The organism is Streptomyces sp. CoH27, from assembly GCF_020181035.1.
GTDB lineage: Bacteria > Actinomycetota > Actinomycetes > Streptomycetales > Streptomycetaceae > Streptomyces > Streptomyces camelliae.
This window is the reverse complement of the sequence record NZ_JAIQYY010000022.1, coordinates 166,806-185,711: the sequence shown is the minus strand read 5'-3', so window position 1 is coordinate 185,711 and position 18,906 is coordinate 166,806. Positions and strand designations below refer to the sequence as shown.

The 18,906-nt window shown below is 72.1% G+C and carries 15 protein-coding genes; 11 read left to right on the top strand and 4 right to left on the bottom strand.

Annotation, left to right across the window (positions count from 1 at the left end):
• The first annotated feature begins 1 nt into the window (after position 1).
• The 9 genes from LE548_RS33170 (at position 2) to LE548_RS33130 (ending at position 9,385) form a co-directional block, all read left to right on the top strand.
• Positions 2–682, top strand: coding sequence for a two-component system response regulator (locus LE548_RS33170; protein ID WP_225100706.1), 681 nt, complete (start codon positions 2–4; stop codon positions 680–682).
• 124 nt (positions 683–806) lie between these two features.
• Positions 807–3,581 carry a DNA translocase FtsK gene (locus tag LE548_RS33165; protein WP_225100705.1) on the top strand — a complete coding sequence of 925 codons (2,775 nt, stop codon included), beginning with the start codon at positions 807–809 and terminating at the stop codon, positions 3,579–3,581.
• 282 nt (positions 3,582–3,863) lie between these two features.
• Complete coding sequence (locus tag LE548_RS33160; RefSeq protein WP_225100704.1) at positions 3,864–4,703, top strand: helix-turn-helix domain-containing protein; 840 nt, start codon at positions 3,864–3,866, stop codon at positions 4,701–4,703.
• A 360-nt stretch (positions 4,704–5,063) separates the two neighbouring features.
• Positions 5,064–6,536, top strand: a complete 1,473-nt coding sequence (gene rimO, locus LE548_RS33155; RefSeq protein ID WP_225100703.1) for a 30S ribosomal protein S12 methylthiotransferase RimO — start codon at positions 5,064–5,066, stop codon at positions 6,534–6,536.
• Positions 6,533–7,291: a CDP-diacylglycerol--glycerol-3-phosphate 3-phosphatidyltransferase gene (gene pgsA, locus LE548_RS33150; protein ID WP_225100702.1), complete on the top strand. Its 759-nt coding sequence runs from the start codon at positions 6,533–6,535 to the stop codon at positions 7,289–7,291. The genes rimO and pgsA overlap by 4 nt, the downstream gene beginning before the upstream one ends.
• Positions 7,288–7,833, top strand: coding sequence for a CinA family protein (locus LE548_RS33145; protein WP_225100701.1), 546 nt, complete (start codon positions 7,288–7,290; stop codon positions 7,831–7,833). Before pgsA ends, LE548_RS33145 begins: the two co-directional genes overlap by 4 nt.
• Positions 7,834–7,942: 109 nt before the next feature.
• Positions 7,943–8,317 (top strand): helix-turn-helix domain-containing protein, encoded by a 375-nt coding sequence (locus LE548_RS33140; protein WP_053666341.1) that lies wholly within the window; start codon positions 7,943–7,945, stop codon positions 8,315–8,317.
• A gap of 181 nt (positions 8,318–8,498) precedes the next feature.
• The gene (locus LE548_RS33135; RefSeq protein WP_225100719.1) at positions 8,499–8,969 is read left to right on the top strand and encodes a Dps family protein; all 471 of its coding nucleotides are present in this window, start codon (positions 8,499–8,501) and stop codon (positions 8,967–8,969) included.
• 137 nt (positions 8,970–9,106) lie between these two features.
• Positions 9,107–9,385, top strand: a complete 279-nt coding sequence (locus tag LE548_RS33130) for a hypothetical protein (RefSeq protein WP_225100718.1) — start codon at positions 9,107–9,109, stop codon at positions 9,383–9,385.
• Here LE548_RS33130 and LE548_RS33125 read toward each other — a convergent pair.
• The 4 genes from LE548_RS33125 to LE548_RS33110 all read right to left on the bottom strand — a co-directional run bounded on the left by LE548_RS33125 (position 9,333) and on the right by LE548_RS33110 (position 17,245).
• Positions 9,333–10,097 (bottom strand): SDR family NAD(P)-dependent oxidoreductase, encoded by a 765-nt coding sequence (locus LE548_RS33125; RefSeq protein ID WP_225100700.1) that lies wholly within the window; start codon positions 10,095–10,097, stop codon positions 9,333–9,335. The two genes, LE548_RS33130 and LE548_RS33125, sit on opposite strands and share 53 nt — an antisense overlap.
• A gap of 108 nt (positions 10,098–10,205) precedes the next feature.
• Complete coding sequence (locus LE548_RS33120) at positions 10,206–11,039, bottom strand: DNA-formamidopyrimidine glycosylase family protein (protein WP_225100699.1); 834 nt, start codon at positions 11,037–11,039, stop codon at positions 10,206–10,208.
• Positions 11,040–11,108: 69 nt separating this feature from the next.
• Complete coding sequence (locus tag LE548_RS33115) at positions 11,109–16,088, bottom strand: ATP-dependent helicase (RefSeq protein ID WP_225100698.1); 4,980 nt, start codon at positions 16,086–16,088, stop codon at positions 11,109–11,111.
• Between the two features lie 212 nt (positions 16,089–16,300).
• Positions 16,301–17,245, bottom strand: a complete 945-nt coding sequence (locus tag LE548_RS33110) for a hypothetical protein (RefSeq protein ID WP_225100697.1) — start codon at positions 17,243–17,245, stop codon at positions 16,301–16,303.
• A gap of 80 nt (positions 17,246–17,325) precedes the next feature.
• Between LE548_RS33110 and LE548_RS33105 the strand changes: the two genes are divergently transcribed.
• Both LE548_RS33105 and LE548_RS33100 read left to right on the top strand, forming a co-directional pair.
• Complete coding sequence (locus tag LE548_RS33105; protein WP_225100696.1) at positions 17,326–17,520, top strand: DUF3046 domain-containing protein; 195 nt, start codon at positions 17,326–17,328, stop codon at positions 17,518–17,520.
• A 133-nt stretch (positions 17,521–17,653) separates the two neighbouring features.
• Positions 17,654–18,901 (top strand): AI-2E family transporter, encoded by a 1,248-nt coding sequence (locus LE548_RS33100; RefSeq protein WP_225100695.1) that lies wholly within the window; start codon positions 17,654–17,656, stop codon positions 18,899–18,901.
• The last annotated feature ends 5 nt before the right edge of the window (positions 18,902–18,906 follow it).

Here is an 18,906-nt window from a genome sequence, read left to right as displayed (position 1 = left end):
CATGGTGCAGAAGGCCAAGATCCTCCTGGTCGATGACCGGCCGGAGAATCTGCTGGCGCTGGAGGCGATCCTCTCGGCGCTCGATCAGACGCTGGTGCGGGCATCGTCCGGGGAGGAAGCGCTCAAGGCACTGCTCACGGACGATTTCGCGGTCATTCTGCTGGACGTCCAGATGCCGGGCATGGACGGTTTCGAGACCGCCGCGCATATCAAGCGGCGCGAGCGGACCCGGGACATCCCGATCATCTTCCTCACGGCGATCAACCATGGCCCGCACCACACCTTCCGGGGCTACGCGGCGGGCGCGGTGGACTACATCTCCAAGCCGTTCGACCCGTGGGTGCTGCGCGCGAAGGTCTCGGTCTTCGTCGAGCTGTACATGAAGAACTGCCAGCTGCGCGAGCAGGCGGCGCTGCTGCGGCTGCAGTTGGAGGGCGGCGCCAAGGGTGCGGTCGGTGGCAAGGAGTCGGCCGGGCTGCTCGCCGAGCTGTCCGCGCGGCTCGCGGCCGTCGAGGAGCAGGCCGAGGCACTGTCCAAGCAGCTGGACGACGACTCGGCAGATGCGGCCGCGGTGGCCACGGCGGCCCATCTGGAGCGCAAACTCACCGGGCTGCGGCGCGCGCTGGACGCCCTGGAGCCGGGCGCCGGTCCGGGCGGTTCGACGGTGCCGGCGCAGAACTGACGTACTCCCGTCCGGCGATTGGCCATGAGCGTGCGTCAGTTCCGGATCCCCGCAAGGGCGACACGAACGGGTGAAGCTGTGGGCACACGTGTCCGCTGTCGTCTCCCCCGGTAACCTCACACCCATGGCCTCACGTCCCTCCGCAGCCAAGAAGCAGCCCGCGAAGAAGGCGGCCGCTCCCGCGAAGGCTCCGGCGAGGAAGGCCGCAGCGAAGAGGCCCCCGGCCAAGAAGGCGCCCGCCAAGAGGGCCCCGGCGAAGAAGGCGGCTCCGCCGAAGCCGGCGCCCAGCCCCACCGGGGGCGTGTACCGGCTCGTGCGCGCCCTCTGGCTGGGCCTCGCGCACGCCGTCGGCGCCGTCTTCCGCGGCATAGGGCAGGGTGCGAAGAACCTGGACCCGGCCCACCGCAAGGACGGCATCGCGCTGCTGCTGTTCGGCATCGCGCTGATCGTCGCCGCCGGCACCTGGGCCGACCTGAAGGGCCCGGTTGGCGACCTCGTGGAGATCCTCGTCACGGGCGCCTTCGGCCGGCTCGACCTGCTGGTGCCGATACTGCTCGCGGCGATCGCCGTACGGTTCATCCGGCACCCGGAGCAGCCGGAGGCCAACGGACGGATCGTGATCGGTCTGTCCGCCCTCGTCATCGGCGTGCTCGGACAGGTCCACATCGCCTGCGGCTCGCCCGCGCGCAGCGACGGCATGCAGGCCATAAGGGACGCCGGCGGCCTCATCGGCTGGGCGGCGGCGACCCCGCTGACGTACACCATGACCGATGTGCTCGCCGTACCCCTGCTGGTGCTGCTGACGATCTTCGGGCTGCTCGTGGTGACCGCCACTCCGGTCAACGCCATCCCGCAGCGGCTGCGGGCGCTCGGCGTGCGCCTGGGGGTGCTGCACGACCACGAGGCCGAGGAGTACACCGAGGACGACGAGCGCTACGACGAGCAGTGGCGCGAGGCGCTGCCCGCGCGCCCCCGAAGGCGCTCGGGCGCCCCTCAGGCGTACGACCCCGACAGCGCCGAGGAAGAGGCCCTCTCGCGGCGCCGTGGCCGTCCCAGGCGCTCCGCGGTGCCCCAGCCGGATCCGCACCGTCAGATGGACGCCGTGGACGTCGCCGCGGCCGCCGCTGCGGCGCTCGACGGCGCCGTGCTGCACGGCATGCCGCCCTCCCCGCTGGTCGCCGACCTCACGCAGGGCGTCAGCATCGGGGGACGCGAAGAGACCACCCCGGTGCCCACACCGACGCCCACGCCCGAGCCCGCGCCGGTTCCCGAGCCCGCGCCGGCTCCCGCGCCCTCGCCGGTGCCGGCCGCGCGCCCCAAGCAGGAGCAGCTCAAGCCCGGGATCGTCCCCGACCTGACCAAGAAAGCCCCCGACGAGCCCCGGGACCTGCCCCCGCGCGCGGAGCAGCTCCAGCTCTCCGGAGACATCACGTACGCGCTGCCGTCGCTGGACCTCCTCACCCGTGGCGGCCCCGGCAAGGCACGCAGCGAGGCCAACGACGCCGTCGTCGCCTCGCTCACCCAGGTCTTCACCGAGTTCAAGGTCGACGCGGCCGTCACCGGCTTCACCCGCGGCCCGACGGTCACCCGCTACGAGGTCGAGCTCGGCCCCGCCGTGAAGGTCGAGCGGATCACCGCGCTGACCAAGAACATCGCGTACGCGGTCGCCAGCCCGGACGTGCGGATCATCAGCCCCATCCCCGGCAAGTCCGCGGTCGGCATCGAGATCCCGAACACCGACCGGGAGATGGTCAACCTCGGCGACGTGCTGCGGCTCGCGGAGTCCGCCGAGGACGACGATCCGATGCTGGTCGCCTTCGGCAAGGACGTCGAGGGCGGGTACGTCATGCACTCGCTGGCGAAGATGCCGCACATGCTGGTCGCCGGCGCCACCGGCTCCGGTAAGTCGTCCTGCATCAACTGCCTGATCACCTCGGTCATGATGCGGGCGACCCCGGAGGACGTCCGGATGATCCTGGTCGACCCCAAGCGCGTCGAGCTGACCGCGTACGAGGGCATCCCGCACCTGATCACGCCGATCATCACCAACCCCAAGCGGGCCGCCGAGGCGCTGCAGTGGGTCGTGCGTGAGATGGACCTGCGCTACGACGACCTGGCCGCGTTCGGGTTCCGGCACATCGACGACTTCAACCAGGCCATCCGTGACGGCAAGGTGAAGCTGCCCGAGGGCAGCGAGCGCGAGCTCCAGCCGTACCCGTACCTGCTGGTGATCGTGGACGAGCTGGCCGACCTGATGATGGTCGCGCCGCGTGACGTCGAGGACGCGATCGTGCGCATCACGCAGCTCGCGCGCGCGGCCGGCATCCACCTGGTCCTCGCCACCCAGCGGCCGTCGGTCGACGTGGTCACCGGTCTGATCAAGGCCAACGTGCCCTCTCGGCTGGCCTTCGCCACCTCCTCGCTGGCCGACTCCCGGGTCATCCTCGACCAGCCCGGCGCCGAGAAGCTGATCGGCAAGGGCGACGGCCTGTTCCTGCCGATGGGGGCGAACAAGCCGACCCGCATGCAGGGCGCGTTCGTGACCGAGGCCGAGGTCGCGGTCGTCGTCCAGCACTGCAAGGACCAGATGGCGCCGGTCTTCCGGGACGACGTCACGGTGGGCACCAAGCAGAAGAAGGAGATCGACGAGGACATCGGCGACGACCTCGACCTGCTGTGCCAGGCGGCCGAGCTGGTCGTCTCCACGCAGTTCGGGTCGACCTCCATGCTCCAGCGCAAGCTGCGCGTGGGCTTCGCCAAGGCCGGGCGGCTCATGGACCTCATGGAGTCCCGGGGCGTCGTGGGGCCCAGCGAGGGCTCCAAGGCACGTGACGTTCTTGTGAAGCCTGACGAGCTGGACGGCGTGCTGGCGGTGATCCGCGGGGAGTCTGACGGGTAGGTAGTGCGAAGGGCCGTCCGGCGGACACGGGTTACGCCGGGTGGCCGGATCGTCGTGACCCACCCGTTAGAGATCGGCGGGCAACCGTTTCCCTTTGTGGTACGTCAAGTTGAGCGAGAGGACGGGCAGGCGTCCCACCATGGGACATCTGCCTGTCCGGCCGTCGGGACGACCGGCCATTCCGATGGCGTAAAGGTCCGACCGCCCGGTTGCCCCACCCTTTCGTACCCCCCCTAGACTGAGCTTCCAGCACAGGTGGCTACACGCTCGAAAGGCGCCCCCGTGTCCATCGGCAACTCCCCTGAAGACGAGCGTCCGTTCCCAGACGAGTCCCAGGAACCCCGTGTCTCCGTGGGCCGCGCCCTGCAGCAGGCGCGGATCGCGGCCGGGCTCACCGTGGACGACGTCAGCAGTGCCACTCGTGTCCGTATCGCCATCGTGCACGCCATCGAGGCGGACGACTTCGCCCCCTGCGGCGGCGACGTGTACGCGCGCGGGCACATCCGCACGCTGGCCAAGGCCGTCCACCTCGACTCCGCGCCCCTGATCGCCCAGTACGACGCCGAGCACGGCGGGCGACCCGCGCCCACTCCGGCGGCCCCGCTGTTCGAGGCGGAGCGGATCCGCCCGGAGCGGCGCGGGCCGAACTGGACGGCGGCCATGGTCGCCGCGATCGTCGTCGTGATCGGCTTCGTCGGCTTCACCGCCCTCAAGGGCGGCGACGGCGGAAGCTCCAAGACGCAGGTCGCCGAGGGAGCCACGTCCTCCACCACCAAGCCCGCCTCGCCCACGCCGACGAAGGCCAAGCCCGCCGCGCCGACCGGCGCGCCCTCCGACAGCGCCATCGCCGCGGCCCCGCAGGACAAAGTGACCGTGCAGGTCAGCGCGCCGAACGGACGCAGCTGGATCTCGGCCAAGGACCACAACGGCCGGATGCTCTTCGACGGGCTGCTGAAGAAGGGCGAGTCCAAGACCTTCCAGGACAGCTCCAAGATCAACCTGATCCTCGGCGACGCCGGCGCGATCGAGCTGTACGTCAACGGCAAGAAGATCGACGACAACTTCCAGCCGGGCGCTGTGGAGCGCCTGACGTACACGAAGGGTGATCCGGTGGCCGGGTGAGCGGGGCCCTTCGGGAGAGCGGATGTGACGGGGCTGGCCAAGATCGGCAGGGTCTGCCCGGCGGACCGGGCCGGCCGGAGATGACGGTGCCTCCTGGCCTGCCTGAGCGAGGGCTGGTGCGTGCAGCTGCACGGCGGAGGAGGCCGTGACATCAGCCGCTGCCGCGGCGGGCGACGCGCGGGGGTCCTCCCGGCGCGAGCCCCGTTCGAGCGTGGGGGAGCCGGCGACTGACGACAACGCCGCTGGGGGTGCCCCCTCTGGGGGAGTGCGTGCGGGCCTTCGCGACTCCGGCATGATCCGCCGGGGAGGCCCTGACCCCGTCGACGTGGGCTGTCAGTGAGACAAAGTAGTCTTGAGCCCATGCCTGAACGCCGTACCGTCGCACTCGTCACTCTCGGCTGCGCCCGCAACGAGGTGGACTCGGAGGAGCTCGCAGGCCGTTTGGAGGCGGACGGCTGGCAGCTCGTCGAGGACGCCGCGGACGCCGACGTCGCCGTGGTCAACACCTGTGGCTTCGTCGAGGCCGCGAAGAAGGACTCCGTCGACGCCCTCCTGGAGGCCAACGACCTCAAGGACCATGGCAGAACCCAGGCCGTCGTGGCGGTGGGCTGCATGGCCGAGCGGTACGGCAAGGAACTCGCCGAGGCCCTGCCCGAGGCCGACGGCGTGCTCGGCTTCGACGACTACGCGGACATCTCCGACCGCCTGCAGACCATCCTGTCCGGCGGCATCCACGCATCCCACACCCCGCGCGACCGCCGCAAGCTGCTGCCGATCAGCCCGGCCGAGCGCCAGGAATCGGCCGCCGCCGTCGCGCTGCCCGGCCACGGCCCGGCCGACCTCCCGGAGGGCGTCGCGCCCGCCTCCGGCCCGCGCGCCCCCCTGCGCCGCCGGCTGGACGGCTCCCCGGTCGCCTCGGTCAAGCTCGCCTCCGGCTGCGACCGCCGCTGCTCCTTCTGCGCCATCCCCTCCTTCCGCGGCTCCTTCATCTCGCGGCGTCCCAGCGATGTCCTGAACGAGACGCGGTGGCTGGCGGAACAGGGCGTGAAGGAGATCATGCTGGTCTCCGAGAACAACACCTCCTACGGCAAGGACCTGGGCGACATCCGCCTGCTGGAGTCCCTGCTGCCGGAGCTCGCCGAGGTCGACGGCATCGAGCGGGTGCGGGTGAGCTATCTGCAGCCGGCCGAGATGCGCCCGGGGCTCATCGACGTCCTGACCTCGACCCCCAAGGTCGTTCCGTACTTCGACCTGTCCTTCCAGCACTCCGCGCCCGCCGTGCTGCGTGCCATGCGCCGCTTCGGCGACACGGACCGCTTCCTGGAGCTGCTCGACACGATCCGCTCCAAGGCCCCCGAGGCCGGCGTGCGGTCGAACTTCATCGTCGGCTTCCCCGGCGAGAGCGAGGCCGACCTGGCGGAGCTGGAGCGCTTCCTGACCGGCGCCCGCCTGGACGCCATCGGTGTCTTCGGCTACTCCGACGAGGAGGGCACGGAGGCGGCGACGTACGGCGACAAGCTGGACGAGGACGTCGTCGCCGAGCGGCTCGCGCACATCTCCCGGCTCACCGAGGAGCTCGTCTCGCAGCGCGCCGAGGAGCGCGTCGGCGAGACCGTGCGCGTCCTGGTCGAGTCCGTCGACGAAGAAGAGGGCGTGTACGGCCGCGCCGCGCACCAGGCGCCCGAGACCGACGGCCAGGTCCTGCTCACGAGCGGCGAAGGCCTGAGCGTCGGACGTATGGTCGAGGCGAAGGTGGTCGGTACGGAAGGTGTCGACCTGGTGGCCGAGCCGCTGGCCGGCTCGCTCGCGTGTAGTGAGGAGGCGGGCAGATGACCGGAGTCCCGGCATCCGCCGCGGGCGGCTCCTCCGGCGCACAGGGCCCTCGGGGTTCCGCCGCGGCTGCCGACGGCGCCCGGTCCGAGGTCTCCGGTTCAGCTCCAGGTGCCGACAGCGGTGGCAAGCCCCCGCGCGGCGGGAAGATCACGGCTGCGGCCGTCAACCAGGCCAGCGTCTGGAACGTAGCCAATCTGCTGACCATGCTCCGGCTGGTCCTGGTGCCCGGCTTCGTGGCGCTGATGCTCGCGAACGGCGGCTATGACCCGGCCTGGCGCTCGCTGGCCTGGGCGGCCTTCGCCATCGCCATGATCACCGACCTGTTCGACGGGCATCTGGCGCGCACCTACAACCTGGTCACCGACTTCGGGAAGATCGCCGACCCCATCGCCGACAAGGCGATCATGGGGGCGGCGCTCATCTGTCTGTCCGCCCTGGGCGATCTGCCGTGGTGGGTCACCGTGGTGATCCTCGGCCGGGAACTCGGCATCACACTGCTGCGTTTTCTGGTCATTCGCTATGGCGTGATCCCCGCGAGCCGGGGCGGCAAGCTCAAGACGCTCACCCAGGGCGTGGCAGTCGGGATGTACGTCCTGGCACTGACGGGGTGGCTGGCGACTCTGCGGTTCTGGGTGATGGCCGTGGCGGTCGTCCTCACCGTCGTCACCGGTCTCGACTACGTAAGACAAGCCATTGTGCTGCGCCGCCGGGGAATCGCCGAGCGGGCGGCAGCGTTGGAGGATGAGGAAGCGTGAGTTCCACGGCCACCGAACTGGTGCGACTACTGACAGTGAGGGGCGAGACCCTCGCTGTCGCGGAGTCGCTCACCGGTGGCCTGGTGGCGGCGGAGATCACGGGAGTCCCCGGAGCGTCCAAGGTGTTCCGGGGCTCGGTCACCGCCTACGCCACGGAGCTGAAGCGCGAGCTGCTGGGCGTCGACACCGCCCTGCTGGAGCGACAGGGAGCGGTGGATCCGCAGGTCGCGGCCCAGATGGCGGCCGGGGTGCGCAAGGCCCTGGGCGCCGACTGGGGCCTCGCGACCACCGGGGTCGCCGGCCCCGACCCGCAGGACGGCAAGCCCGTCGGGACGGTGTTCGTGGCCGCCGACGGGCCGTTCACCGGCCGCCCAGGTTCTGCCGGTGGCGGAAAAGTGGAGGCTCTGCGGTTGAACGGCAGCCGTGCGGAAATTCGTATGGAGAGTGTACGGAGCGTACTCGCACTGCTCCTGGAGCGGCTTGCGGACGAACAGACCGGAAATGAGCGGGCACAGGATACGGAACGGAACGGGGGGTTTTGATGTTTGCAGCCCTGAGTGAACACGACATCGCTCCCCGCACGGCCGCGGCGCGAGGCGGTACGGTGGGGCGAGAAGGATGCGGCTACGCGGTCCGAGGAGGGAGCCACCGATGATTCTGCTCCGTCGCCTGCTGGGTGACGTGCTGCGTCGGCAGCGCCAACGCCAGGGCCGTACTCTGCGCGAAGTCTCCTCGTCCGCCCGAGTCTCACTCGGCTATCTCTCCGAGGTGGAGCGGGGGCAGAAGGAGGCTTCCTCCGAGCTGCTCGCCGCCATCTGCGACGCGCTGGACGTACGGATGTCGGAACTCATGCGAGAAGTGAGCGACGAGCTGGCGCTCGCCGAGCTGGCCCAGTCCGCCGCGGCCACCGAGCCCGTGCCCACCCCGGTCCGTCCGATGCTGGGTTCGGTGTCGGTGACCGGTGTGCCCCCGGAACGGGTGACCATCAAGGCACCCGCGGAGGCGGTGGACGTGGTCGCCGCGTGAGGTTCGCGCACGCGGCCTAGCGATCCGATACGAGTGACAGCCCCGGCCGGCTGCTCCAGGGAAACCTGGGGGAGTCCACCGGGGCTCTGTCATTGCCGGTCGGCTTGCGTCCGTTTGCCGGGTTTGTGCGGTGCGGTCATGGTGGAGGGACGTGACGGCGCCGAAGCACCGGAGGAAGCGGATGTACGTCGTGAAGAGCCCGTTGGCCGACGCGGATCTGAAGACCGTGTCCGAGGCGCTGCAGGGTGCCCTCGTCGATCTGGTGGATCTCTCGCTGGTCGCCAAGCAGATCCACTGGAACGTCGTCGGGCCCCGGTTCCGGTCCATCCACCTTCAGCTCGACGAGGTCGTCGCCTCCGCGCGCACCCACTCCGACACGGTGGCCGAGCGGGCCTCGGCCCTCGGTGTCCCACCTGACGGACGCGCGGCCACGGTGTCCTCCGGCAGCGGTATCGGCACCACTCCGGCGGGCTGGATCAAGGACGGGGACGCGGTCGGCGCGATGGTGGACGCGCTCGGCGCGGTGATCACCCGGATGCGGAAGCGGGTGGAGGCGACGGGGGCACCGGATCCGGTGTCCCAGGACATCTTCATCGGGATCACGGCGGACCTGGAGAAGCATCACTGGATGTTCCAGGCGGAGAACGCTTAGCGATCCGACCAGACATGCTCGACGTGCTGTCTCAGGTGGCTCGACCATGGCTCGACGATGTGCATCGGTGAGCCCGCGATGCGCCTCCCGCGCCGGACAGGCGGCGGTCTAGCGTCCCGCAGGAGGTGATGGCGGCCATGGTGGCGCGGACAGTGCGCTGGGCGCTCGGGCTGGGGCTCACGGTCGTGTGGTGGTGGGCCGTGCTGCGGCTCGCGCTGGGGCAGGGCCCAGGGGTGGTGGAAGGAGCCGTCGTGGCCGGTGGGTGGGGGCTGAGCGTGCTGCCCGTGCACTGTGTGCCCAAGGGGCAGGCGGCCGGGGCGCTGTCGAGGGGGCGCTGGGTGGCGGCCTGGCGGACCGGGGACGTCACCAGGGCATCGCCACACCCCCGTTCGGACGAAGTATCTGACCCGTCGTGAACGACGAGGCATCCGACGCCAGATACAGCACCGCGTGAGCGACCTCGGCCGGCTCGCCGACCCGGCCGAGCGGCGCCATCCGCGCCATCGTGCCCTCGGCGTGCGCCTGCGCCTCGCGGTCATGACGCTCGGTCATGGGAGTGCGGATCCAGCCGGGCGCGACCGCGTTGACCCGGATGCCATGCCGGCCGACCTCGGTGGCCAGCGTCTTGGTCAGCTGGACCACGGCGGCCTTCGCCGCGCCGTAGCAGAGCAGCCCCGGTCCGCCGGTGTCGACCGCGCCGGACGCCATGGTGACGATGCTGCCCCGGGTGCCCTGGGCGAGCATCAGCCGGGCCGCCTCCTGGCAGGCGTACAGCACGCCCTTGAAGTTGACGTTCAGAACCCGGTCGAGATCCTCGTCACGGGTGTCCAGCACCGGGCTGCTGTGCATGATCCCGGCGATCGCCGCGAGCACGTCCAGACGCCCGCAGGACCGTACGGCCTCGGCGAGCCCCGTCCGGTCGGTGACGTCCAGGACGTGTACGAGGGCTGTGCCGCCGCGGTCCTTGATCAGCGCGGCCGTGCCGTGCAGGCCGTCCGCGTCCCGGTCGGCGCAGTGCACCGTCGCGCCCGCCTCGGCGAGCAGGACGGCCGAGGCCCGGCCGATGCCACCGGCGGCTCCGGTGATGAACGCGGTGCGTCCGGTGAGGTCGTACGCGGTGAGGGCCATGCAGCGAACGTACGAGCGTTTCTGACGATCCGTCAATTATTGGGAAGCGTCGGCTTTCCTGCCGACGGGTTCGACGCGTGACGGGCCGTCAGACGGACTGGGGACTCGTCAGGCGGAACGGCGGGGGCGGTGGTGGGACGGTCCGGGCGCCGGTGCCGGGCCCGTCTGGCAGGTGGGGCACCAGTAGGTGGGGCGGGCCCGGGAGCCGTCGCCCTGGTCGGCCACGCGGACGGGCGTACGGCAGCGCAGGCAGGGGCGGGGTGCGCGGCCGTAGACGAACAGGTCGTGCCGGTGCAGGCCCGTGGTCTGGCGGACCGGGCGGTCGCGGTTCGTCTCCAGCAGCTTCTTGGCGAGCAGGGGCAGTTTCTCGGCGCGGTCCGCCGGCAGCGCGCCGACGGGCAGCCAGGGGGTCGCGCCGAGCAGGAAGCACAGCTCGCTCTTGTAGATGTTGCCGATCCCGGCCAGGTTGCGCTGGTCGAGCAGGGCCTCGCCGAGCGGGCGGGCGGGGTCGGCGAGGAGGTTGGCCAGGGCACGCTCGGCGTCCCAGTCCGGGCCGAGCAGGTCGGGGCCGAGATGGCCGACGACCCGCTCCTCGTCGTGCGTGCGCAGCAGCTCCAGGACCTGGAGGCGGTAACCCACGGCCGCGCGGTCGGCGGTGCCGAGGACCCCCCGGATCTGATGCGCAGGCCCGCCCCGCCAGCGCTCGCCCGTGGCGTACACCTGCCACGCCCCCTCCATCCGCAGATGGGTGTGCAGGGTCAGGTCGCCCTCGAACCGGGTCAGCAGGTGCTTGCCGCGCGGGATCGTGTTCAGCACCGTACGGCCGGTGAGGTCGACCGTCGCGTACTTCGGAACCCGGAAGTCGCTGTGGGTCAGCGCCTTGCCCGCGAGGGCCTCGTGCAGCCGCCGCGCGGCCTGCCAGACCGTGTCACCTTCGGGCATGCGTCCAGGGTCCCACGGTGGGGTGAGGCGAGGATTCCGCGCTGGGGTGGGGCGGGTGCGCGGCCGAGGTCACGCTCTCAGGCGCAGGCCGCGCGGTGTGGCCACGAAGCCCGCGGCCTCCAGAAGGGTGCCTATGGGTGAGGTCAGGGCCTGGGCACCGTTGATCCGCTCGACCGTGACCGTGCCGAGCGAACCCGCGCGGGCCGCCGCGGCCAGAGCCTCGGCCGCCGTACGGAGCCGGGGGTCCTCCGGGGCCGGGACGTCGGGGGCGGCGGGCCAGGCCAGCAGGGTCTTGCCGCCACGCTCCATGTACAGCGTCAGCTCGCCCTCCACCAGCACGACCAGCGAGCCCGCCTTGCGGCCCGGCTTGTGCCCGGCGCCGGTGGGCGACTCCGGCCAGCCGAGGGCCGCGCCGTAAGCGTTGGCGGGATCGGCCGCGGCGAGGACCACGGCACGCGGGTCGGGCACCGACGGGCCCGAACGACCGCTGCCGTAGCCCCGGCCGGCGGACGTGCCGTAGGCGGTGCCGCCGCCTCGGGGGCCGCCGTAGCCGGGGGAGGCGAAGGGGTCGGCCAGGTCACGGGGGGAGACATACTCGCCGGGGGCGGGCGGGGGGTCTTCCGGTGGCCAGGTGAAGTCGCCGTCCAGGCCGGGGTGGGCGAAACCGCCGTCCGAACCGTCGAAGGCGCCGGGGAGGGGGTGGGCGTGAGGCGCACCGTCGAAGCCGGTCGGGAACGCCGGGTCGGCGAAACCGGTGCCCGGGGTGATGAAGGCGTTCTGGTGGGCCGGGGCGGCCAGGCCCTCGCCGCGGTCGCGGACGCCCGCCACCGCGCGGAGGCGGTCCACCGCGCCGTCCATGGCGAACTGGGCCGCGCCCAGCCCCTCGACCACATAGCCGCGCCGTGCCTGGCCGCTCTCCTCGAAGGCCGACAGCACCCGGTACACCGCCGAGAAGCCGCCCTCCACGCCCTCCGCCGCGACCGCCCCGCGTGTGACCACACCGTGCCGGTCCAGCAGGGTGCGGGCCAGCGCGTGGGCGCGCACCGTGGTGTCTGGTTCGGCCCCGGGCAGCAGCGACCAGCGGCCTGCGACGGTGGGCGGGCCCGTACGGGAGGCGGAGCGGGCGGCGGCCGTCAGGGAGCCGTAACGCCCGCGCGGGACCGACCGTTTGGCGCGGTGCGCGGTCGAGCCCGCCGTACGGCCCGAGCCGAGCAGGGAGCGCATCGGGGCGAGGGTGTCGTTGGTGAGCCGGCCCGACCAGGCCAGGTCCCACAGCGCGTCGGCCAGATGAGGATCGGTGACGTCGGGGTGAGTGGTGGCCCGTACCTGGTCGGCGATCTGACGGAAAAACAGGCCGTAGCCGCCGGAGAGCGCGTCCAGGACGGACTGGTGCAGTGCGGTCAGCTCCAGGAGGTGGGGCGGCGGGAGGAGCAGGGGGGCGGCGTCCGCCAGATAGAGGGAGACCCAGCCGTCCTTGCCGGGCAGGGCGCCCGCACCGGCCCACACCACCTCACCGGCCGCGGTCAGCTCGTCGAGCATCGCGGGCGTGTAGTTCGCCACCCGGGAGGGCAGGACCAGCTTCTCCAGCGCGGAGGCGGGCACGGAGGCACCCTGCAACTGCTCTACGGCGCGCACCAGCCCGTCGATTCCGCGCAGCCCGTGGCCCTTGCCGATGTGCTGCCACTGCGGCAGGAACTGGGCGAGCGCGGCCGGCGGGACGGGCTCCAGCTCATGCCGCAGCGCGGCCAGGGAACGGCGGCGCAGGCGGCGCAGTACGGCCGCGTCGCACCACTCCTGGCCGATGCCCGCCGGATGGAACTCGCCCTGGACCACCCGGCCGCCCGCCGCGAGCCGGTGCAGCGCGCCCTCGGTGACCGCGACGCCCAGACCGAAGCGGGCCGCCGCCGTGGCCGACGTGAACGGGCCGTGCGTACGCGCATAGCGGGCGAGGAGGTCGCCGAGTGGGTCCTTGACCGGCTCGGTGAAGGCCTCGGGCACGCCGACCGGAAGCGCCGTGCCGAGCGCGTCCCGCAGCCTGCCCGCGTCCTCGATCGCCGCCCAGTGGTCGGCGCCCGCGATGCGGACCTTGATGGCCCGGCGGGCCCCGGCCAGCTCGCGCGCCCAGTGCGGATCCGCGCCCCGCGCGACCAGCTCGGCGTCGGTCAGCGGACCGAGCAGCCGCAGCACGTCGGCGACACCCTCCACGTCCTTGACTCGGCGGTCCTCGGTCAGCCACTGCAGCTCGCGCTCCAGCTCGGTCAGCACCTCGGCGTCGAGCAGCTCGCGCAGCTCGGCCTGGCCCAGCAGCTCAGCCAGCAGCCGGGAGTCCAGGGACAGCGCGGCGGCACGGCGCTCGGCGAGCGGGGAGTCACCCTCGTACAGGAACTGGGCGACGTACCCGAACAGGAGGGAGCGGGCGAAGGGGGACGGCTCCGGGGTGGTGACCTCGACCAGGCGCACCTTGCGGGACTCGATGTCGCCCATCAGCTCCACGAGTCCAGGGACGTCGAAGACGTCCTGGAGGCACTCGCGGACCGCCTCCAGGACGATCGGGAACGAGCCGAACTCGCTCGCCACTTGGAGCAGTTGGGCCGCGCGCTGGCGCTGCTGCCACAGCGGGGTGCGCTTGCCGGGGTTGCGGCGCGGCAGAAGCAACGCGCGCGCGGCGCACTCGCGGAACCGGGAGGCGAACAGGGCCGAGCCGCCCACCTGGTCAGTGACGATCTGGTCGACCTCGCCCTTGTCGAAGGCGACGTCCGCCGCGCCTACCGGCGCCTGCTCGCTGTCGTACTCCGTACCGGCCTTCATGGGCTCCTGGTCGAGCAGGTCCAGGCCCATCAGGTCGGCGTCGGGCAGGCGCAGCACGATGCCGTCGTCGGCGTGCATGACCTGCGCGTCCATGCCGTACCGCTCGGACAGGCGGGCGCCGAGGGCGAGCGCCCACGGCGCGTGGACCTGGGCGCCGAAGGGGGAGTGGACGACGACCCGCCAGTCGCCCAGCTCGTCGCGGAAGCGCTCCACGACGATCGTGCGGTCGTCCGGGACATGGCCGCAGGCCTCGCGCTGCTCGTCCAGGTACGACAGCACGTTGTCCGCCGCCCAGGCGTCCAGGCCCGCCGCCAGCAGGCGCGGCCGGGCGTCGTCCTTGGGCAGCGAGCCGACCTCGCGCAGGAACGCGCCCACCGCGCGGCCCAGTTCGAGCGGGCGGCCGAGCTGGTCGCCCTTCCAGAAGGGGAGGCGGCCGGGTACGCCGGGTGCGGGGGAGACCAGGACGCGGTCGCGCGTGATGTCCTCGATGCGCCAGGAGCTGGTGCCCAGGGTGAAGACGTCGCCCACCCGGGACTCGTACACCATCTCCTCGTCCAGTTCGCCGACCCGGCCGCCGCCCTTCTTGGGATCGGAACCGGCGAGGAAGACCCCGAACAGACCCCGGTCGGGGATCGTGCCGCCGGAGGTGACGGCGAGGCGCTGGGCGCCTGGACGGCCGGTGATCTCGCCGGTCACGCGGTCCCACACCACGCGCGGGCGCAGCTCCGCGAACGCGTCGGACGGATAGCGGCCCGCGAGCATGTCGAGGACCGCCGTGAACGCCGACTCCGGCAGCGACGCGAAGGGTGCCGCGCGGCGGGCCAGGGCGAGCAGGTCGTCGAACTGCCAGGTGTCCAGCGCCGTCATCGCGACCAGCTGCTGGGCGAGCACGTCCAGTGGGTTCGCGGGGACCCTCAGGGACTCGATCGAGCCTGTGCGCATCCGCTCGGTGACCACGGCGGCCTGGACGAGGTCGCCGCGGTACTTGGGGAAGACGACACCGGTGGATACGGCGCCCACCTGGTGTCCCGCGCGGCCGACGCGCTGGAGGCCGGAGGCGACCGAGGGCGGGGACTCGACCTGGACGACGAGATCCACCGCGCCCATGTCGATACCGAGCTCCAGACTGGAGGTGGCGACCACCGCCGGCAGGCGTCCGGCCTTCAGGTCCTCCTCGACCAGGGCGCGCTGCTCCTTGGAGACCGAGCCGTGGTGCGCGCGGGCGATCACCGGGGGCGCGCCCTGGGCCGCGCCCGAGCCGCCCATCAGCTGTGCGGGGGCGTGATGCTCCGCCAGGGTCTCGCCGGTCGCGCGCTCGTACGCGATCTCGTTCAGCCGGTTGCACAGGCGCTCCGCGAGGCGCCGCGAGTTGGCGAACACGATCGTGGAGCGGTGGGCCTGGACGAGGTCGGCGATCCGCTCCTCTACATGCGGCCAGATCGACGGCTTCTCGCCGCCTTCCGCGGCGTCGGCCGCCGGGGAGCCGCCCAGCTCGCCCAGGTCCTGGACGGGCACGACCACCGAGAGGTCGAACTCCTTGCCGGACTCCGGCTGGACGATCTCCACCTTGCGGCGCGGCGAGAGATAGCGGGCCACCTCGTCCACCGGCCGTACGGTCGCCGACAGGCCGATCCGGCGGGCCGGCCTCGGCAGCAGCTCGTCCAGCCGCTCCAGGGAGAGCGCGAGGTGAGCGCCGCGCTTGGTGCCCGCGACCGCGTGCACCTCGTCCAGGATCACCGTCTCGACGCCCGTGAGCGCGTCGCGCGTGGCTGAGGTCAGCATCAGGAACAGCGACTCGGGGGTGGTGATCAGGATGTCCGGCGGGCGCGTGGACAGCGCGCGGCGCTCGGCGGCCGGGGTGTCGCCGGAGCGGATGCCGACCCTGACCTCCGGCTCGGGCAGGCCCAGCCGCACGGACTCCTGGCGGATGCCGGTCAGCGGGCTGCGCAGATTGCGCTCGACGTCGACCGCGAGGGCCTTCAGCGGTGACACGTACAGCACCCGGCAGCGCTTCTTCGGGTCGGCCGGGGGCGGGGTCGAGGCCAGCTGGTCCAGGGCGGCGAGGAACGCGGCCAGCGTCTTGCCCGATCCGGTCGGGGCCACCACCAGCACGTCCGAACCCGCCCCGATGGCCTGCCACGCACCCGCCTGGGCCGCGGTGGGCGCGGAGAACGCCCCCGTGAACCAGCCGCGGGTCGCGGGGGAGAAGCCGTTGAGGGCTCGGTGTGCGGAGCTGACCATGCGTCCATCCTGCACCCGACCACTGACAATCGCGCTGACCTGGGAAAACGTCGTGTGGCGGGGTGCGGCTGAGGGGTGGCCCGGGGGTGAGGAGGTGGCCGGGGCCGGTGCTGCCGTGCTGCCGGCGTTGTCGTCGACCACGGCCGGGTTCGGCCCATGCGGTGGACCGGCCCGCCCGGCATCCCTGGCCGGGTTCGGCGCGAGGCGTCGGCTCAGCCCATGAAGCGGCCGTACGACCTGAGTGTGCGCAGGGCCGCGATCGTCTCCAGGGGGCGTGACTCCAGGGTGGGAGCTGGTGACCACTGGCGCCCTCGGGCGGGCCAGCCGCCGTCGTCCTGCTGTGCGGACGTCAGGTGGTCCAGGGAGCGGGCCATCTCGGCGTCCGTGAACCACGCGCGCGCGAGTGAGTCCGGGCTTCGGGCGAAGTCGTGCGGGAAGTGGTGCTCGGTCGGGGCATAGCCCGGTGCGACCGGGTACCTGTCGAGCCGGTCCGGGTCCAGTGCCGCGAGCCGTTGTTCGCGCACCATGCGGCCCAGCCGGTCGGCCGCGGCCTCCGCGCGCGGGCGGTCGGGCGCGGAGTCCAGGAAGGCCACGGCGGCCTCCACCTCACAGGGGTGGGACTTCTCCAGGGAGTCGACGGCCTGCCAGCAGAAGTCGGTGGCCCGGAACAGCCAGGCGTGCCATACCTGGTTGCGGTGCAGCAGCCCGACCACCGGTCCGGTGGCGAGCAGGTCGCTGGGCGGGTGGTCGACGACCGGCACGAACGGGGCCACCGGATAGCCGCGCTGGCCGGGATGGACCGCTGGCAGGGCACCGTCCGCGGTGGAGACCGAGGTGAGATAGCGGCACACGCGCTCCACCCGCTGCCCGCCGCAGCGCCCGATGGCGTCCAGGACACGCAGCGCGTGCGCGGTGTGCAGGGGCTGGCTCACGGGTCCGCGCAGATCGGGGTCCAGCGCGTGCCCGTACCCGCCGTCGTCGTTACGGTAGGCGTCCAGCGCTGTCTCCACCGCGTCCGGGGTGCCGTGCAGGAAGTGGTGGGCGAAGAGGCGCTGCTCCAGCACGCGCGCGGTGAGCCATACGAACTGTTCGGCGCGGAAGAGCGGGGAGCGCGCCTGGGGCGTGGAAGGGAGCGAGGAAACTCCGGTGTCGGCCATGGGTCAGACCGTAGGACGGAAAGCGGTCTCGGCAAGCGGTCCCGGCCGGGGCCCACCCCCAGGGGCGGGATACTGGTGGCATGCGGTTGACGGTCTTCTGGCAGCGGATGGCGGAACACTTCGGTCCGGGGTACGCCGACACCTTCGCGCGCGATCACGTCATGTCGGAGCTGGGCGGGCGCACGGTGAACGAGGCGCTGGACTCCGGCTGGGACGCGAAGGACGTGTGGCGCGTGGTCTGCACCGTCATGGACGTGCCGGGCGAGCGGCGCTGACCCGCCGACCTGCCCACCCTCCCGCCTTCCGATATGCCCCGATCGTCAGGGGGAGTGGCTGCGGTACGGCCCCGATCGGTCACGAAATCGCAGGTCGGCGCCGGTTGTCGGTGGCGTCGGCGAGACTTGGCCCGTGGCACCCACTGATGAGGAAACCGAGCCCGTGACCCAGCGCACGGCATCCACCGGTGCGACGACGCCCGACCGGCCCCCGGTCCGGAGCACCGTCGTCCCGGGCGGCCGCATGCCGCGCTGGCTGCCGCGCGCCATGGTGCTCGCCCTCGCGCTGATCGCCGTGTTCCAGCTCGGCACGTGGGCCTTCCACCAGCTGACCGGACTGTTGATCAACGTGTTGATCGCGTTCTTCCTGGCCCTCGCGATCGAGCCCGCGGTGAGCCGGATGGCCGCCCGGGGCATGCGCCGGGGCCTGGCCACCTTCCTGGTCTTCCTGGTGCTGACGATCGCCGCCGCAGGGTTCATCACCTTGCTCGGATCCATGCTGGCCGGTCAGATCATCAAGATGGTCGAGGGCTTCCCGGGCTACCTTGACTCGCTCATCAGGTGGATCAACGACTCCTTCCACACCGACCTCAAGCGCGTGGACGTCCAGGAGGGTCTGCTCCACTCGGACTGGCTGCGCACGTACGCGCAGAACAGCGCGGCCGGTGTCCTCGATGTGTCCCAGCAGGTGCTCGGCGGACTGTTCCAGCTGCTGACGGTGGGCCTGTTCTCGTTCTACTTCGCCGCCGACGGACCCCGGCTGCGCCGCGCGCTGTGCTCCGTGCTGCCACCCGCGCGCCAGGCCGAGGTGCTGCGCGCCTGGGAGATCGCCGTCGACAAGACGGGCGGCTACCTCTACTCGCGCGGCCTGATGGCGCTCATCTCCGGTATCGCCCACTACATCCTGCTCCAAGCCCTCGGCGTGCCGTACGCGCCTGTGCTCGGTGTCTGGGTGGGCCTCGTCTCGCAGTTCATCCCCACCATCGGGACGTATCTCGCGGGCGCGCTGCCGATGCTGATCGCGTTCACCGTCGACCCCTGGTACGCGGTGTGGGTGCTGGCCTTCGTCGTGGCCTACCAGCAGGTCGAGAACTACATGCTCCAGCCCAAGCTGACCGCCAGGACCGTCGACATCCACCCGGCGGTCGCCTTCGGCTCGGTCATCGCGGGCACCGCACTGCTCGGCGCCGTCGGCGCGCTGATCGCCATTCCGGCAGTGGCCACCCTCCAGGCCTTCCTGGGCGCCTATGTGAAGCGGTACGCCGTCACGGACGACCCCCGGGTGCAGGGGCACCGGGGCAGGGGGCCGGGCCGTCCCAGGATGCTCGCCCGAATACGCCGGCCGCAGGCCGGAGAGCCCGAGGCGGAGGAAACGGCGTGACCTCC

Excerpts from the sequence above, each read along its gene's own strand:
- LE548_RS33170 (WP_225100706.1), top strand. The coding sequence starts at position 2 with ATGGTGCAGAAGGCCAAGATCCTCCTGGTCGATGACCGGCCGGAGAAT.
- LE548_RS33165 (WP_225100705.1), top strand. The coding sequence starts at position 807 with ATGGCCTCACGTCCCTCCGCAGCCAAGAAGCAGCCCGCGAAGAAGGCG.
- rimO (WP_225100703.1), top strand. The coding sequence starts at position 5,064 with ATGCCTGAACGCCGTACCGTCGCACTCGTCACTCTCGGCTGCGCCCGC.
- pgsA (WP_225100702.1), top strand. The coding sequence starts at position 6,533 with ATGACCGGAGTCCCGGCATCCGCCGCGGGCGGCTCCTCCGGCGCACAG.
- LE548_RS33140 (WP_053666341.1), top strand. The coding sequence starts at position 7,943 with ATGATTCTGCTCCGTCGCCTGCTGGGTGACGTGCTGCGTCGGCAGCGC.
- LE548_RS33135 (WP_225100719.1), top strand. The coding sequence starts at position 8,499 with ATGTACGTCGTGAAGAGCCCGTTGGCCGACGCGGATCTGAAGACCGTG.
- LE548_RS33130 (WP_225100718.1), top strand. The coding sequence starts at position 9,107 with ATGGTGGCGCGGACAGTGCGCTGGGCGCTCGGGCTGGGGCTCACGGTC.
- LE548_RS33125 (WP_225100700.1), bottom strand. The coding sequence starts at position 10,097 with ATGGCCCTCACCGCGTACGACCTCACCGGACGCACCGCGTTCATCACC.
- LE548_RS33120 (WP_225100699.1), bottom strand. The coding sequence starts at position 11,039 with ATGCCCGAAGGTGACACGGTCTGGCAGGCCGCGCGGCGGCTGCACGAG.
- LE548_RS33115 (WP_225100698.1), bottom strand. The coding sequence starts at position 16,088 with ATGGTCAGCTCCGCACACCGAGCCCTCAACGGCTTCTCCCCCGCGACC.
- LE548_RS33110 (WP_225100697.1), bottom strand. The coding sequence starts at position 17,245 with ATGGCCGACACCGGAGTTTCCTCGCTCCCTTCCACGCCCCAGGCGCGC.
- LE548_RS33105 (WP_225100696.1), top strand. The coding sequence starts at position 17,326 with ATGCGGTTGACGGTCTTCTGGCAGCGGATGGCGGAACACTTCGGTCCG.